Origin of the sequence: Actinosynnema sp. NPDC050801, assembly GCF_040673975.1 — a bacterium.
Classification (GTDB): domain Bacteria; phylum Actinomycetota; class Actinomycetes; order Mycobacteriales; family Pseudonocardiaceae; genus Actinosynnema.
Genome location: NZ_JBFAQZ010000005.1, coordinates 240,979 through 258,782 on the forward strand (window position 1 = coordinate 240,979; position 17,804 = coordinate 258,782).

Sequence of the window (17,804 nt, forward strand, 5' to 3'; positions counted from 1 at the left end):
TGCCGCCTCACCCTGCGCCACCCCGCCCTGCGCGGCGCCGGCCGCGACGTTGTCCCGCACCGACCCCTCGAACAGGTCCGCGTCGTGCGCCGCGACCAACACCGCCGACCGGAGCACCGAACCCTCCACAGTGGACAAGGGCGCGCCGTCCAGCGCCACCGTGCCGCCGGAGGGGTCGACCTCGCGCGCCAGCACGGCCAGCAGCGACACGGCGTCCGCCGGATCACGCGCCACCACGCCGACCAGCTCACCGGGCTCCGCCGTCAACGACACACCGCGCAGCGACCCGGACACCACGTCCACCAGCTCGACGCGCCCGGCCACCGGGAGCGACAGCGGCGACGAACCCGGCGGCACGGCCGGGGGAGCGGCCAGCACCTCGGCCACCCGGGCGGCCGACGCACGGCCCTGCGCCAGCAACCCGTTGACCCACGAGAAGATCGACAGCGGCCACAGCAGGAACTGCGCCAACCCGACCGCGGCCACCAACTCGCCCACGGTGATCGTCCCGGACGCGGCCAGGTGCCCGCCGACCAGCGCCACGACCGCCAGGAACACGCCGGTCATCGCCAGCATCGAACCGTCCAGCCAGGCCCGCGAGCGGGCGGCGCGGATCGCGGCCGCCATGGACGAGCGGCTGGTCACCCGGTACCGCCGCGCGGCGGTCGACTCCGCGCCGATGCCCTTGACCGCCCGCAGCCCGGCGACCAGGTCGGCCGCCACCCCGGACGCCAGCGCGGCCCGGTCCTGCTCGGCGTCACTGCGCCGTTCGAGCGGCTTGCCCAGCAGGTGCGCGAGGCCGAGCAGCACCGGGGCGGCCACCAGCACCAGCAACCCGAGCACGGGCGAGACGCGCAGCAACGCCACCGCGCCGACCAGCACGCCGACGACCGCGGAGAACGCGATCGGCAGCGCCAGGTTCACCTGCCCGACGCGTTGGGCGTCGCTGGTCGCGATGTTCGCCAGCTCGCCGGACAGCCTGCCGTGCGCCGCGCCGCCGTCCGCCGACAGCACCCGCTCGGCCAGCCGCGACCGCACCTCGTGCGCGGCCTGGTGCGAGGCCTTCTCCCCGCTGCGCAAGGAGAAGCGGAAGCTCAACGACAGCGCCACGAACACCGCGGCCAGCACGCCGATCCAGAACACCAGCCGCCCGCTCGCGCCGGTGCGGACCGCCTCGTCGATCACCACGCCGACGAGCAGCGGCACCGCGGCCTCGCCGGTCTGGTGCGCCGCGCCGAGCGCGGAGGCGGCGGTCACCGATCTCCACTGCCCGGTCACTGCCCCCCTGAGCACTGCCCCCCTGAGCACTGCCCCCTTGAGGACGTCCGCCTTGAGGACGGTTTTCACCCCGGTGCCCGCCTTCCGCTGATTGCTAGGTGAGGCTACCCTAATCAGGAGAGAGGCCTGGATCACTCCCGCGAACGATCGGCTTAGGTTAGGGTAACCAAAGTTCGATCACCCTGTACTCGCACCGATGGGACAGCCATGCCACAGCCACCGGTCTTCGACGTCCTCGGCGTCGGCTTCGGGCCGTCCAACCTGGCCCTCGCGATCGCCGTCACCGAGTACAACGCCACCGCGCGCGCCGAAGACGTGGTGACCGCCCACTTCCTGGAACGCCAGCCGCGGTTCGGCTGGCACCGCGGGATGCTGATCGAGGACGCGACCATGCAGGTGTCGTTCCTCAAGGACCTGGTGACCCTGCGGAACCCGAACAGCACCTTCACCTTCCTCAGCTACCTGCACGGCAGGGGCAGGCTGGTCGACTTCATCAACCACAAGAACCTGTTCCCGCTGCGGGTCGAGTTCCACGACTACTTCGAGTGGGCCGCGGGCCGCGTGGACGACCTGGTGTCCTACGACCACGACGTGGTGGACGTGCGGCCGGTGACCGAGGACGGCGTGATCACGCACTTCGACGTCGTCTCGCGCACGTCGGCGGGGGAGGTGGAGCTGCGCCGCGCCCGGAACCTGGTGCTGGCCACCGGTCTGCGGCCGGCCCTGCCCGAGGGCGTCCAGCCGTCGGAACGGGTCTGGCACAACCGGGACTTCCTGCACCGCGTGGAATCGCTGACCGACCCGCGCCGGCTGGTCGTGGTCGGCGCCGGGCAGAGCGGCGCGGAGGTGACCGCGTTCCTGCACGAGCGGTTCCCGTCCGCCGAGGTGTGCGCGGTGTTCGCCCGCTACGGCTACAGCCCCGCCGACGACAGCCCGTTCGCCAACCGGATCTTCGACCCCGGCGCCGTCGACGACTTCTTCACCGCGCCCGAGCAGGTCAAGCGCAAGCTCATGGACTACCACGGCAACACCAACTACGCGGTGGTCGACAACGACCTGATCGCCGAGCTGTACCGGCGGGTGTACCGGGAGAAGGTGGTGGGGCGGGAGCGGTTGCGGCTGCTCAACCTCTCCCGGGTGGCCGAGCTGGACGACCGCGAGGACGGGCTCACGGTCACCGTCGAGTCCTTGGGGACCGGTGCGCGCGAGGTGTTCGACGCCGACGCGATCGTCTACGCCACCGGCTACCGCGAGGCCGACCCGACCGCGCTGCTCGGCGACCTGGCCGGCCGCTGCGCCCGTGACGCGCACGGCAGGCTCAGCGTCGGTCGCGACTACCGCCTGGACACCGACGACGACCTCCTGGCGGGGCTGTACCTCCAGGGCGGCACCGAGCACACGCACGGCATCTCGTCGTCGTTGCTGTCCAACACCTCCGTGCGGGTGGGGGAGATCCTCCAGTCCGTGCTCGGTCGCCGCGCCCCGGTGGTGCCGGTGCAGCCCGAATACGCGATCAGCGTCTCACGGGTGAGCTGAAACCCCTCGCTGTTTGTTAGGTTACGCAAACCTAACCCGAATGCCTAGCACGGTACAGCGGCGCGCCGCCGCGCCTCCGAAAGGGAAATCCTGATGTCCACGAAGTTCAAGCTGGTCGCGGTCGTCTCGGCCGCAGCGCTGGCGCTGGCCGCCTGCGGGGGCGGCGGCGACGCCGGCTCCGGCGGGACGAGCCCCACCAACGCAGCCTCCACCGGCGCGTTCCCGGTCTCGGTCGAGCACAAGTACGGCACCACCGAGATCAAGTCCGAGCCGAAGAAGGTCGTCACGCTCGGCCTGTCCGACCAGGAGCCCGTGCTGGCCCTGGGCGTCAAGCCGGTCGGCGTCGTGGACTGGTTCAAGGAGCGGCCGTTCGGCAACTGGCCGTGGACCAAGGAACTCTGGGGCTCCACCCAGCCCGAGGTCGTCGGCGAGCGCGACGAGTACAACCTGGAGAAGGTCGCCGCCCTCAAGCCCGACCTGATCCTCGCGGTCTACTCCGGCATGAAGCAGGAGCAGTACGACACGCTGTCCAAGATCGCGCCCGTGGTCGCGCAGCCCAAGGCGTTCCCGGACTACGCCGCCCCGTGGCAGGACCAGACCCTGCACATCGGCAAGGCGCTGGGCAAGCAGAAGGAGGCGCAGGCGCTGATCGACGGCGTGGCCAAGCGCTTCGCCGACGCCAAGGCCGCGCACCCCGAGTGGGCGGGCAAGACGATGGTGGTGGCCGACAGCTTCAAGCCCGGCCAGTACTCCGCGTTCGCGCCGACCGACCCGAAGGCCATCTTCATGAAGGAGCTGGGCTTCACCCTCGTGGACGAGATCGGCAAGCTCGCCGGCCAGATGAACGTGGCCGAGTTCAGCGAGGAGCGGTTCGACCTGCTCGACGCCGACCGGCTGGTGTGGCTCATGTTCGACCAGAGCGCCTGGGAGCGGGTCAAGTCCGTGCCCGCCTACCAGCGGCTCAAGGTCGTCAGCGAGAAGCGCGACCTGTTCCTCACCTACATGGACCCGCCGATCGGCGCGGCCATGTCGTTCAACACCGTGCTGAGCGTGCCCTACGGCATCGAGCAGGTCGTGCCGCTGCTCGAAGCGATCAAGAACTAACACGCGGTCCACGCGAGGTCGCGTCGACCGTTCGCGTCCTCATTTCCCGGCGATCACGCTTTTCGAGCGTCGGGGAGTCAGGGCGCGAACGGTCGACTTCGAGGCGACCGAGCCGCCGTCTGCGGAGCAGCGGCAATCAAACACGGGGAAGGTTGTGACTGTGGTGCTGCCCTTGACCGGTGCTCAGACGGGTGTCTGGTTGGCACAGCAGCTGGAGCCCGACAACCCCGTCTACAACGTGGCGTGGTACCTGGAACTGCGCGGACCGGTCGACCACGACCGGCTGCTGGCGGCGGTCCGGCAGACGGCCGACGAGACCGGCGCGCTGCACGTCCGGTTCACCGACGAGGGACAGGTCCCCGCGCCGCCGACCGCGGACGTGACGCTGCTGTCGTTCGACTCGCTCGCCGACGCGCGGGCGTGGATGGACGAGGACATGGCCGGGTTGACCGACATCGCCACCGGCCCGCTGTTCCACCACGCGCTCCTGCGCATCGCCGACGACCACGTGCTCTGGTACCAGCGCTACCACCACCTCGTGATCGACGCCTACGGCTGCGTGCTGATCACCCGGCGCGCCGGCGAGCTGTACGCCGCCGCCGGCGAGCACCGCCCGAAGCCCGTCCAAGCCCTGGTCGACGCCGACCTCGCGTACCGCGACTCGCCGGCGCGGGAGCGGGACCGGGCGTTCTGGCACGCGAAGATGGCCGACCACCCCGAACCGGTGCGGCTCGTGCCGCGGGCCACCGGGCAGGTCCGCGAGGTCATCCGCCGCACCGTCGAACTGCCGAACCCGTTGACCTCGCGGCAGGTCATCGCCGCCGTCGCCACCTACACCCACCGCGTGACCGGCGCGTCCGACCTGGTGCTGGCCATGCCGGTGACCGGTCGGCGCGACGAGGTCAGCCGCGTCACGCCCGGCATGGCGTCCACCGTGCTGCCGCTGCGCGTCACCGTGCGGCCGGACAGCACCATCACCGACCTGATCGCCGCCGTCGACCGCGAGATCCGCGAGGTCATCCCGCACAGCGCCTACCGGGGCGAGGACCTCGCCCGCGAGCTCGGCCTGCGCGACGGCATCCCGGAGCTGGTCGGTCCGACGGTCAACTACCTCGGCTTCGGCCGGGAGATGGGGTTCGCCGACCTCGACCCGGCGTTCCACATGCTGTCGCTGGGCCCGGTCAACGACCTCACCACGTCGTTCCTCCAGCGCGCCGACGGCAGGCTCGTCGTCACGTTCGAGGCGAACGCCGCCGTCTGCACGCCGGAGGAGCTGGCCGACCACCAACGCCGGTTCCTGCGCGTGCTCGACGCCGACCCCGACCAGCCGGTGGCCCTGATCGACCTGGTCGACGACGCCGAACGCGCGCGGCTGCTGGAGTTCGGCACGTCGCCGCGCGAGGTGGACGAGGTGACGTGGCCCGGCGCGGTCGAACGCCAGGCCGCGCTGCGCCCGGACGCCGTCGCGGTCGTGTGCGAGGACGTCCGGCTGACCTACGCCGAGCTGAACACCGCCGCCAACCGGCTCGCCCGCGCGTTCGTCGCCGCCGGCGTGCGGGCGGAGGACGTGGTGGGCGTGGCCCTGCCGCGGTCGGCCGACCTCGTCGTCACGCTGCTCGCGGTGATGAAGGCGGGCGCGGCCTACCTGCCGCTGGACCTCGACCACCCGCGCGACCGCGTCGACCACATGATCGCCGACGCGGGCGCGAAGCTGGTCGTCACGCCGGACACCCGGTTCGAGCTGCCCGCCGACGGTGCCGACCTCGGCCTCCCCATCGCGCTGGACCAGGCCGCGTACGTGATCTACACGTCCGGCTCGACCGGACGGCCCAAGGGCGTCGTGGTCACCCACGAGGGCATCGGCAGCCTCATCGCCACCGCGCTGGACCGGATCGGCGTCACCCCGGACAGCCGGGTCGTGCAGTTCGCGTCCGTCGGGTTCGACGTGGCCGTCTGGGACCTGTGCATGTCGCTGGGCGTCGGCGGCACCGCGATCGTCGTGCCGTCGCACCGCCGGGTCGCGGGCGAGGCGCTGACCTCCTACATCGCCGCGCACGAGGCGACGCACATGATCCTGCCGCCGTCGCTGGTCGCCGCGCTGCCGCCGGAGTGCGAGCTGCCCGAGGGCGCGGTGCTGATCGTCGGCACCGAGACCGTGCCGACCGAGCTGATCGCGCGGTGGGCCCGGCGGTTGCGCGTGGTCGCCGCGTACGGCCTCACCGAGGCCACGGTGAACTCGACGTTGTGGGCCGCCCAGCCGGACTGGACGGGGCCGGTGCCGATCGGCGTGCCCGACCCGAACACCCGCTGCTACGTCCTCGACTCGGCGCTGCGGCCGGTGCCGGTGGGCGTGGAGGGCGAGCTGTACGTCGGCGGGCGCGGGCTCGCGCGCGGCTACCGGGGGCAGCGGGCGCTGACCGCGTCGCGGTTCGTGGCCGACCCGTTCGGCCCGCCCGGTGCCCGCATGTACCGCACGGGCGACCGGGCCCGGTGGCGCGCGGACGGCACCATCGACTTCCTGGGCCGGTCCGACGGCCAGGTGAAGATCCGCGGGTTCCGGATCGAGCCGGGCGAGGTCGAGAGCGTGCTGATGGCGCACCCGGACGTCGCGCAGGCCGCGGTGCTGGTGCGGGAGGACCACCGGCGGGTCAAGCGGCTCGTCGCGTACGTGGTCGGCTCGGCGTCCCCGGTGGACGCGCGGGAGCACGTCGCGGGCGTGCTGCCGGAGTACATGGTGCCGTCGGTGGTGGTCCCGATGACCGGGCCGTTGCCGTTGACGCCCAACGGCAAGCTCGACCGCGCGGCGCTGCCGACGCCGGACTGGACCGCGCTGGGCGGTGACGCGCCGGCCACCAACCCCGTCGAGCAGGCCTTGGTCGACCTGGTGGCGGCGGTGCTGGGGCTGACGCCGGGCATCCACGACAACTTCTTCGAGCTGGGCGGCGACAGCATCGTCACCATGCAGCTGGTGTCGCGGGCCCGGGACGCGGGTCTGGAGATCACGCCGCGCGAGGTGTTCGAGCACCGCACCGTGGCCGGGTTGGCCCGCGTCGCCCGAGTCGCGGAGGTCCGCGAGGTCGAGCTGGGCGCGTTCTCGTCGGACGTGCTGCCGGTGTCGCCGTTGCAGGAGGGGTTCTTCTTCCACGCCCAGTACGACGCCGACGACTCCTACGTGGTGCAGGAGGTGCTGGCGCTGGACGTCGGCCGGGAGGCCGTGCAGGGCCTGCTCGACCGGCACCCGCTGCTGCGGGCCGGTTTCCGGCAGACCGACCGGGGGCGCGTGGAGCAGGTGATCGCTCCCGAGCTGACGGTGCCGTGGCGTGAGTACCCGGCCGCCGACGACGTCGAGGACGTGCTGGCGGCCGAACGGGCCGAGGGCTTCGACCTGTCCCGGCCGCCGCTGATGCGCGCCGCCCGGCACGGCGACCGGCTGGTGCTGACGCTGCACCACATCCTGCTGGACGGGTGGTCGGTCGGCCTGCTGCGGCGGGAGCTGGTGGGTGGCCGGGTGGAACCGGTCGACCACCGGCGCTACTTCGCGTGGTTGGCGGGCCGGGACCGGGACGCGGCGCACGAGGCGTGGCGCGCGGCCCTGTCCGACGTGGACGAGCCGACCCGGATCGCGGGGTTGTCCACAACCGCCCCCGCTTCGCCCGGAACCGTCGGTGCCGGCCGGCAGAATAAAAGCAGGGGTCCCCTTGGCGGGGACGCTCGCGAAGCGCCGCCGTCGGCGGAGTTCGAGGTCTCGCCGCGGCATGGTCAGCACCGCGTGCGGCTGCCCGCCGAGTTGAGCGCGGCGCTGGTCGGTGAGGCGCGTCGGCGCGGTCTGACGCTCAGCACCGTCCTGCACGGCGCGTGGGGGCTGCTGCTCGGCGGGCTCACCGGGCGGGCCGACGTCGTCTACGGCACCACGGTGGCCGGGCGGCCGGCCGAGGTGCCGGGGATCGAGAACGCGGTCGGCCTGTTCATCAACACCGTGCCGGTCCGGCAGCGGTGGCGCGGCGCGGACAGCCTCGCGACCGTCTTCGCGCACCTCCAGGGCGAGCAGGCCCGGCTGCTGGAGCACCAGCACCTCGGGCTGGCCGAGATCCAGCGCGTCACCGGGCACGGCGAGCTGTTCGACACCCTCGTCGTGGTCGAGAACTTCCCCGACCTGGTGGACGACGTCGAGATCCGCGACCAGCTGCACTACCCGCTGGCCCTGGTCGCGCTGCCCGGCGAGCGCCTCGAACTGCGCCTCAAGCACCGCCTCCCCGACGCCGAGGTGGCCTCGGTCGCCGAACGGCTGGTGCGGCTGCTGTCCGCGTTCGCCACCACCCCCGACCGGCCGGTGGCGAGCCTCGACCTGGTCTCCGCGCGGGAGGCCGAGTGGTTCGCCGAGCTGAACGCCACCGCCGCGGACGTGCCGGAAGGCACGCTCGTCAGCCGGATCGCCGCCCGAACGGCCCGCACACCGGACGCCGTCGCGGTGGTCTACGACGACGTCACCCTCACCTACGCCGAACTGGACCGGCGCTCCACCGCGCTGGCGCGCAGGCTGCGGGAGGCCGGCGCCGGTGACGTCGTCGGCGTCGCCGTGCCGCGGTCCGCCGAGCTGATGGTGGCGCTGCTGGGCGTGCTCAAGTCCGGCGCCGCCTACCTGCCGCTGGACCTGGACTACCCGGCCGAGCGCATCGAGTTCATGCTGGCCGACTCGGGCGCGACCACCGTGGTCCGGCCGGAGGACTGCCTGGACGACACCGCGCCGGACGTCGAGCTGCCCACCGCACGACCGGACCGGCCCGCCTACCTGATCTACACCTCCGGCTCGACCGGGCGGCCCAAGGGCGTCGTGGTCACGCACCGCGCGATCGTCAACCGGCTGGCGTGGATGCAGCACGAGGACGGCCTCACCGCCGACGACCGCGTGCTGCAGAAGACGCCGTCGAGCTTCGACGTGTCGGTGTGGGAGTTCTTCTGGGCGCTGTGCGAAGGCGCGGCCGTCGTGCTCGCCAAGCCGGACGGCCACCGCGACCCGGCCTACCTGGCCGACCTGATCCGCCGCGAACGCGTCACCACGCTGCACTTCGTGCCGTCGATGCTGGCCGCGTTCCTCGGCGTGCCCGAGGTGTGCGAGGACCCGACGTGGTCGGCGAGCCTGCGCCGGGTGTTCAGCAGCGGCGAGGCGCTGACCGGCGAGGTGGCCGGCCGGTGGCGGGAGCTGACCGCCGTGCCGCTGCACAACCTCTACGGACCCACTGAAGCCGCCGTCGACGTCACGTACTTCGCCTACGACGGCGCGCCCGACCCCGCCGTGCCCATCGGCCGCCCGGTGTGGAACACCCGGCTGCACGTGCTGGACCCGTTCCTGCGGCCCGTCCCGACCGGCGTGCCGGGCGAGCTGTACCTGGCGGGCGTGCAGCTCGCGCTCGGCTACCACGGCCGGCCCGGGCTCACCGCCGAGCGGTTCGTCGCCGACCCGTTCGGCGCTCCCGGCGAACGCATGTACCGCACCGGCGACCTGGTGGTGCGCCGCCCGGACGGCGTGCTCGTCTACCTGGGCCGCACCGACCGGCAGGTCAAGGTGCGCGGCAACCGGATCGAGCTGGGCGAGGTCGAGTCCGCGCTGGTCAAGCTGCCCGGCGTGGCACGGGCCGCGGTGATCGCCCGCGACAACCAGCTCCTGGCCTACGTGGCACCGGCCGACGTCGACCTGGACGCGGTGCGCGCCGGGATCACCGACGCGCTGCCCACCGCGATGGTGCCGCACGCGATCGTGGCACTGTCCGACTTCCCGCTCACCCCCAGCGGCAAGCTCGACCAGAACGCGCTGCCCTCGCCCACCCCGGTCAAGACCGGGCGGCGGGCACCCGGAACCGAGCGCGAACGCCTGCTGTGCGAGGTGTTCGCCGACGTCCTCGGCGTGACCGAGCTCGGCGTCGACGACGACTTCTTCGTGCTCGGCGGCGACAGCATCACCTCCATCGCGGTGTCCAGCCGGGCCCGCCGGCTCGGCGTCGAGATCAGCCCGCGTGACGTGTTCGAGCACCGCACGGTCGCCGCGCTCGCCGCCGTCGAGACCGTCACCGGCACCGTCGACGACGCCCCGCTGCTCGTGCTGACCGACGAGCAGCGCCGCACCCTGCCCGACGCGGAGGACGTCTGGCCGCTCTCGCCGTTGCAGGAGGGCCTGTACTTCCACTCCAGCTACGACACCGGCGCGCTGGACGTCTACCTCTCCCAGGAGACCATGGACTTCGCCGGCCGGCTGGACGTCGACCGGCTGCGCCGCGCGGGCGCCGCCCTGCTGGAGCGCAACCCGAGCCTGCGGGCCGGGTTCACCAGCGACGGCGTGCCGTCACCGGTGCAGTTCATCGCGCCCGGCCTCGAGGTCCCCCTGCGCGTGGTCGAGGCCGAGGACGCCGACGTGCCGGCGCTGCTGGCCGCCGACCGGCGCGAGCGGTTCGACCTGGCCGCGCCGCCGCTGTGCCGGTTCCTGGTGCTGCGGCTGCCCGACGGCCGCGACCGGCTCGTCATCACCCACCACCTGATCCTGTGGGACGGCTGGTCGGCGTGGCTGTTCCTGGAGCAGCTGCTGGAGCTGTACCGCGACGTCGACGCCGAGCTGCCGCCGCCCGGCTCCTACCGCGACTACCTGGCGTGGCTGGCGCGGCAGGACCACGACGCCGCGCGGCGGGCGTGGCGCACCGCGCTGTCCGGCCTGCGCGAGCCGACCCTGGTCGCGCCCGTGGACCGGTCCCGCGAGCCGGTCATCCCGGCCGAGTTCCACGAGGAGCTGACCGAGGAGCTGACCGACCGCGTCCGGGCGCAGGCACGGCGGCACGGCCTCACCGCCAACGCCGTGTTCAACGCCGCGTGGGCGATGGTGCTGGCGAGCCAGGTGGGCCGGGACGACGTGGTGTTCGGCACCGCCGTCGCGGGCCGCCCGGTCGAGGTCGACGGCGTCGAGCACGTCATCGGCATGTTCCTCAACACCATCCCGACCCGGATCGCGCTGAACCCCCGCGAGACCGTGCTGGAACTGTTGCGCCGCATCCAGTCCGAGCGGACCGCGCTCATGTCCTACGAGTACGTCGGCCTGGGCGAGATCCAGCAGGAGGCCGGGCACCGGCAGCTGTTCGACACGTTGTTCGTGCTGCGCACCGGTGACGGCGACGACCGCCAGGACGAGCTGGCCGAGCGGCACGGCGTGCTCGACGTGTCCAACGTGGACGGCACGCACTTCCCGCTCACGCTCATCATCACGCCCGGCACGCGGACCCGCGTCACCCTTGCGTCCCGCCCGGACACCTTCGCCGCCGAGGCCGCGCAGGCACTGCTCACCCGCTACACCACCGTGCTGCGACGCCTGGTCGACGCCCCGGACGCGCTGGTCGGCACCCTCGACGTGCTGCCCGACCACGAGCGGCGGGCGGTCGCGGCCGAGTGGGACGCCAGCGCCAACCCGGTGGTCGAGGACACCATCGCCGACCTGCTCGCCGCCCAGGCCCGCCGGACGCCGGACGCGACGGCGCTGGTGTTCGGCGACCAGCGGCTCACGTACGCGCAGCTGCAGGACCGCGTCGACACCCTGGCCCGGCTGCTGATCAGCCGCGGCGCGGGACCGGAACGGGTGGTCGCGCTGGCGCTGCCGCGCACCACCGACATGGTGGTGGCGCTGTTCGCGGTGCTGCGCACCGGCGCCGCCTACCTGCCGCTGGACCTCGACCACCCGGCCGACCGGCTGCTGCTGATGATCGAGGACACCCGGCCGCTCTGCGTGCTGTCGACCACGGCGGTCGGGCTGGTGCCGGACGCGCTGTGCCTGGACGACCTGGACCCCGGGGACGTGCCGGACGTCGTGGAGTGGCCCCGGTTCTCGCTGGACCACCCCGCGTACGTCATCTACACCTCCGGCTCGACCGGGCGGCCCAAGGGCGTCGTCACGCCGTACCGCGGCCTGACGAACATGCAGCTCAACCACCAGGAGGCGATCTTCGCACCCGCCATCGCGGCGGCGGGCGGTCGACGGCTGCGCATCGCGCACACCGTCTCGTTCGCGTTCGACATGTCGTGGGAAGAGCTGCTGTGGCTGGTCGAGGGCCACGAGGTGCACGTGTGCGACGAGGAGTTGCGCCGTGACGCGGCGGCCCTGGTGGCGTACTGCGACGAGCACCTGATCGACGTGGTCAACGTGACGCCGACCTACGCGCAGCTGCTCATCGAGGAGGGCCTGCTGACGGGCCACGTGCCGGCGCTGGTGCTGCTCGGCGGCGAGGCGGTGCCGGAATCGGTCTGGCAGCGGCTGCGCGAGACGCCCGGGACGTACGGCTACAACCTGTACGGCCCGACCGAGTACACGATCAACACGCTCGGCGCGTCCACCGAGGACAGCCGGACCGCGACCGTCGGCAAGGCCATCTGGAACACCCGGGCGTACGTGCTGGACGCGCGCCTGCGGCCGGTGCCGCCCGGCTCGCCCGGCGAGCTCTACATCGCGGGCGTCGGCCTGGCCCGCGGCTACCACGACCGGTTCGGCCTGACCGCCGAGCGGTTCGTCGCCGACCCGTACGGCCCGCCCGGAACCCGCATGTACCGCACGGGCGACCTGGTGCGGGCGCGTGCTGCGTCTTCGCTCGACCCTGCAAGCAGGTCTTCGGCCGGCAACCTCGACTTCCTCGGCCGCACCGACGACCAGGTCAAGATCCGCGGCTACCGGGTCGAGCTGGGCGAGGTCGAGTCCGCGCTCGCGTCCCGGCCCGGGGTCACGCACGCGGCGGTCATCGTGGACGCCGGTCCGGGCGGGGTGAAGCGGCTGGTCGGGTACGTGGTGTCGACCGTCGACCCGGCGGCGCTGCGGGAGGACCTGAAGGCGGGCCTGCCCGACTACATGGTGCCCGCCGCGATCGTGCCGGTGGACGCGCTGCCGCTCACCGTCAACGGCAAGCTCGACGTGCGGGCCCTGCCCAAGCCGGTGGTGACGGGTGCGGCGTCGTCGCGTGCCGCCGCCACCCGCGAGGAGGAAGTGCTGTGCGGGTTGTTCGCCGACGTGCTCGACGTGCCGAACGTAGGGGTGGACGACAACTTCTTCGACCTCGGCGGCCACTCGCTGCTCGCCACCCGGCTGATCAGCCGGGCCCGCTCGGCGCTGGGCGTCGAACTGGCGATCCGGGACCTGTTCGACGCGCCCACGGTCGCCGAGCTGGCTTCGCGGGCCGGCGGCGGGTCGGCCCGGGCGCTGCCGGTCAAGCCGTCGCTGGTGCCGGTCGAACGGCCGGCCGAGCTGCCGCTGTCGTCGGCGCAGCAGCGGTTGTGGCTCATCCAGCAGATGGAGGGCACGTCCGCCGCCTACAACTTCCCGCTGGTGTTCAGGCTGCACGGCCCGCTGGACGTGCCCGCGTTCACCGCCGCCGTCGGTGACGTGGTCGAGCGGCACGAGGCGTTGCGGACGGTGTTCGGCGAGCACGAGGGCACCCCGTTCCAGCGGGTGTTGCACGACGTCACGCCCGTGGTGGTGGTGCGTTCAGCGGTCGAGGACGAGGTGCCCGGCATCGTGCGCGACGAGGTCGAGCGGCCGTTCGACCTGCGTGCCGAGCTGCCGCTGCGGGTGACGATCGCCTCGCTGGGCGCGGAGGAGCACCTGGTCGTCATCCTGCTGCACCACATCACCACCGACGAGTGGTCCGACCGGCCGTTCCTGCGCGACCTGGCGACGGCCTACCGGGCGCGGCGGGCTGGCGAGGCGCCGGGGTGGACGCCGCTGCCGGTGCAGTACGCGGACTACACCGTGTGGCAGCGGGACGTGCTGGAGGTCGTCGGCGAGGCGCAGCTGGACTTCTGGGCGCGGGCGTTGGCCGGCGTGCCGGAGGAGCTGGAGCTCCCGGCGGACCGGCCGCGACCGGGACGGCCCACGTTCCGCGGCTCGGACCTGGAGGTGGTGTTCGAGCAGGCCCGGGCGGACGGGCTGCGGGCGCTGGCGCAGACGACCGGCTCGTCGATGTTCATGGTGTTGCAGGCCGCCGTGGCCGCCCTGTTGGGTCGGTTGGGCGCGGGCGACGACATCCCCCTGGGCGCGCCGATCGCGGGCCGCACGGACGAGGCGTTGGACGACCTGGTCGGGTTCTTCGTCAACACGCTCGTGCTGCGGGCCGACCTGTCCGGCGACCCGGGCTTCGCCGAGCTGGTCGGGCGGGTGAAGGAGACGTCGCTGGCCGCGTTCTCGCACCAGGACGTGCCGTTCGAGGCCGTGGTGGACCGGCTCAACCCGATCCGGTCGGCGGCGCGCAACCCGTTGTTCCAGGTGATGGTCGGGTACCACAGCCGGGGCGGTGACGCGGCGTCGTTCGACGGGCTGCCGGTGACGTGGGTGGGCCACGAGACGACGACGGCGAAGTTCGACCTGGTGTTCAGCTTCACCGAGGTGGTCGACGGGCCGGTGGTGTGCCGGCTGGAGTACGCGACCGACCTGTTCGACCGGGTGACCGTCGAACGGCTCGGCGCGCGGCTGACCGCGTTGGTGGACGCCGTGCTGGCCGCGCCGTCCGCGCCGGTGAGCGCGGTGGACCTGCTGGCGCCCGACGAGCGCCGGCGCGTGGTGGACGAGTTCAACCGGACCAGGCGTGAGGTGCCGGAGGAGACGTTCACGGCGATGTTCGCCCGGTGCGTGGCCGAGAAGCCGGACGCGGTCGCGGTGGTCGACCGCCACCGTTCGGTGGGCTACGCGTGGCTGGACGCGCGGTCCGACCGGATCGCGCGGCTGCTCGCGGCACGCGGTGTCGGCCACGAGTCGGTGGTGGGCATCGCGGTGCCCAAGTCGGCGGACATGGTCGCCACCGTGCTGGCGGTGCTCAAGCTCGGCGCGGCGTACCTGCCGCTGGACCTCTCGCACCCGGCCGACCGGATCGCATACATGATCCAGGATTCCGCCGCCAGGCTGGTGGTCACCACCCGGACCGCGCCCGTTCCCGAGGTCGCCGAGACCGTGGTCCTCGACTCGGATTCCGTGCGCGAAGAACTGGCCGCGGAATCCGGTCGTCTGTCTGCTGTAGACAATCGACCGGGGCGCGACGACTCCGACAGCCGGATGTTGTCGACTGCATACAGTGGACCGTTGTCGTTGGACTCGGCGATGTACGTGATCTACACGTCCGGCTCGACCGGTCGGCCCAAGGGTGTGGTGGTGTCGCACGAGGGCATCGCCAGCCTCGCCGCGACCGCCATCGACCGGATGGGGCTGACCGCCGACAGCCGGGTGCTCCAGTTCGCCTCGGTCGGCTTCGACGTGGCGGTGTTCGAGCTGACCATGGCGCTGTGCGTGGGCGGCAGGCTGGTGTTCGCACCGGACGAGGTGCGCGTCGCCGGCCCCGAGCTGACCGACTTCCTGCGCGACCGGCGGATCACCCACATGATCCTGCCGCCGTCGCTGGTGTCCGCGCTGCCCGCCGACTGCGAGCTGCCCGAGGGCTCCACCATCCTGGTCGGCACCGAGACCGTGCCACCGGACGTGATCGGCCGCTGGGCCGGGCGGCTCGACCTGCTCGCCGCCTACGGCCTCACCGAGGCCACGGTCAACTCCACGCTGTGGAAGGCCGTGCCGGGGTGGGACTCGGCCGTGCCGATCGGCGTCCCGGACCCCAACACCACCGTGTACGTGCTGGACGACCGGCTGCGACCGGTGCCGCCGGGCGTGGTCGGCGAGCTGTACGTGTCCGGCCGCGGCCTGGCGCGCGGGTACATCGGCCAGGCCGCGCTGACCGCGTCCCGGTTCGTCGCCAACCCGTTCGGCACCGCGTCCGACTCCTCGGCGGGCTCCCGCATGTACCGCACGGGCGACCGGGCGCGCTGGCGGGCCGACGGCAACCTGGACTTCCTCGGCCGCGTCGACACCCAGGTCAAGATCCGCGGCTACCGGATCGAGCTCGGCGAGATCGAAGCCGCCCTGGCCCGGCACCCGGACGTGGCGCAGTCCGCCGTCGTCGCCGACCGCACGGGTGACGTCACCAGGCTCGTCGGGTACGTGGTCGGCTCGACCGAGGACGACCTGCGGGCGTTCGTCGCCGAACGGCTCCCCGAGTACATGGTCCCCGCCACGGTCCTCTTCCTCGACGGCCCGCTGCCGCTGACGCCGAACGGCAAGCTCGACCGCCGTGCCCTGCCGCAGCCGGACTGGTCGGCGCTGACCGGCGACGACCGGCCGGTCACACCCGAGCAGAAGGCGATCGCGGAGCTGTTCGCCGAGCTGCTGGGCGTGTCACCGGGCATCCACGACAACTTCTTCACCCTCGGCGGCCACTCGATGGCCTCCATGCGGCTGGTCGGCCGGATCCGGTCGGTGTTCGGCGTCGACATCGCGTTGCGCGACGTGTTCGACTCGCCCACCGTCGCCGGGCTGGCCGGGCGGCTGACCGGCGCCACCTCGGCCCGGCCTCGGCTGCGCCGGTTCGACCGGCCGGTGGACCTGCCGTTGGCGCCCGTGCAGCGCGGGCGTGAGTCGTCGTGGGACCACGCGCTGGCGTTGCGCGCTCAGACGCCGTTCGACGTACCCGCCCTGGTCGCCGCGTACGCCGACGTCGTCGGTCGCCACGAGCCGTTGCGCACGGTGCTGGACGGTGAGGTGCAGCGCGCCGTCCCCGTGCCGCCGCTGGAGGTGGAGCCGGTGGTGGCGCTGGACGAGGCGCTGCCCGCGTTCGCGGCCGAACCGGTGCGACCTGGCCACCCGCCCGTCCGCGCCAGGCTGGTCGTGGACGCGTCCGGCGCGCAGGCGCTGCTGCTGACCATGAGCTACCTCGCGGTGGACGAGTGGTCGGTCGTGCCGCTGTTCCGCGACCTCCAGCACGCCTACGCGGCCCGCCGGTGCGGTGAGGCTCCACAGTGGACCGAACTGCCGGTGACCTACGCGGACTACACGTTGTGGTCGCTGGAGGTCCTGGAGTCGGTGGGGGAGGAGCAGCACGCGTTCTGGCGCGACGCGCTGCGCGACCTGCCCGAACTGGCCCTGCCCTACTCGGGGGAGCGGCGGTCCGGGCGGCGGTCGGGGCGCCACCCCGCCGCCGTGGTCCCGTTCTCGCTGTCGGCGGAACTGCACGCGGCCGTCGACCGGCTCGCCACCCGGACCGGCACCAGCATGTTCATGGTGGTGCAGGCCGCCGTGGCCGCCGCGCTCACGCCCTACGGCACGGACGTCCCGATCGGCACGATGGTGGCCGGGCGGACCGAGGAGGCGCTGGGCGACCTGGTCGGCTGCTTCTTCAACCGGGTAGTGCTGCGCACCGACACCGCCGGCCGGCCTGGCTACACCGAGCTGCTGGCCCGCATCCGCGCCACCGACCTGGCCGCGTTCGACCACGCCGACGTGCCGGTGCCGGTCGAACCGCAGGTCATGATCGTCCACCACGAGAAGGCGGTGTTGTCGACGCTGGAAGGCGACACCGGCGCGCTGGTGGCCGTGCCGACCGGCACGACGCCCGCCGAGCTGACCGTGAGCTTCTACGAACCGCAGGACGACGGCCCGGTGCCGTGCTACCTCGTCTACGCCACCGACCTGTTCACCCCAGCCACCGCCCAACACCTGGCCGACGCCGTGCTGCACCACCTGCACCGCGCGACGACCGAACCCGACCGGAGGATCGAGCCGTGACCAACCCGTTCGAAGACCCTGAGGGCCGTTTCCACGTCCTGGTGAACGACGAGGGCCAGCACTCGCTGTGGCCGTCGTTCGCCGACGTCCCGGCCGGCTGGACCACCAGGTTCGGCCCCGACACGCGCGAGGCGTGCGTCGCGTACGTGGAGGAGCACTGGACCGACCTCCGCCCCCTCAGCCTCCGCTGACCCGCGGCCCGAGGCCGCCCGTGACGGGATCCGGCGGTGGTGGACCCCGTAACGGGCGGTGATCGGAGGCGATCCCCCCC

The 17,804-nt window shown here is 72.9% G+C and carries 5 protein-coding genes; 4 read left to right on the top strand and 1 reads right to left on the bottom strand.

Annotated features, from left to right (window positions below; translation table 11 throughout):
• Positions 1 to 1,257, bottom strand: a 1,257-nt coding sequence (locus AB0K14_RS13880) for an ABC transporter ATP-binding protein (protein WP_360450452.1), incomplete at its 3' end; no start/stop codon positions are given.
• Positions 1,258 to 1,485: 228 nt separating this feature from the next.
• On the opposite strand from AB0K14_RS13880, the gene AB0K14_RS13885 reads away from it, so the two are divergent.
• The 4 genes from AB0K14_RS13885 to AB0K14_RS13900 all read left to right on the top strand — a co-directional run bounded on the left by AB0K14_RS13885 (position 1,486) and on the right by AB0K14_RS13900 (position 17,724).
• Complete coding sequence (locus tag AB0K14_RS13885; protein WP_360450454.1) at positions 1,486 to 2,814, top strand: lysine N(6)-hydroxylase/L-ornithine N(5)-oxygenase family protein; 1,329 nt, start codon at positions 1,486 to 1,488, stop codon at positions 2,812 to 2,814.
• Positions 2,815 to 2,907: 93 nt separating this feature from the next.
• Positions 2,908 to 3,918 carry an iron-siderophore ABC transporter substrate-binding protein gene (locus AB0K14_RS13890; RefSeq protein WP_360450457.1) on the top strand — a complete coding sequence of 337 codons (1,011 nt, stop codon included), beginning with the start codon at positions 2,908 to 2,910 and terminating at the stop codon, positions 3,916 to 3,918.
• A 163-nt stretch (positions 3,919 to 4,081) separates the two neighbouring features.
• The gene (locus AB0K14_RS13895; RefSeq protein ID WP_360450697.1) at positions 4,082 to 17,533 is read left to right on the top strand and encodes an amino acid adenylation domain-containing protein; all 13,452 of its coding nucleotides are present in this window, start codon (positions 4,082 to 4,084) and stop codon (positions 17,531 to 17,533) included.
• On the top strand, positions 17,530 to 17,724 hold the full coding sequence (locus AB0K14_RS13900) for an MbtH family protein (protein WP_360450460.1): 195 nt from the start codon (positions 17,530 to 17,532) through the stop codon (positions 17,722 to 17,724). The genes AB0K14_RS13895 and AB0K14_RS13900 overlap by 4 nt, the downstream gene beginning before the upstream one ends.
• Positions 17,725 to 17,804 lie beyond the last annotated feature (80 nt).

Excerpts from the sequence above, each read along its gene's own strand:
- AB0K14_RS13885 (WP_360450454.1), top strand. The coding sequence starts at position 1,486 with ATGCCACAGCCACCGGTCTTCGACGTCCTCGGCGTCGGCTTCGGGCCG.
- AB0K14_RS13890 (WP_360450457.1), top strand. The coding sequence starts at position 2,908 with ATGTCCACGAAGTTCAAGCTGGTCGCGGTCGTCTCGGCCGCAGCGCTG.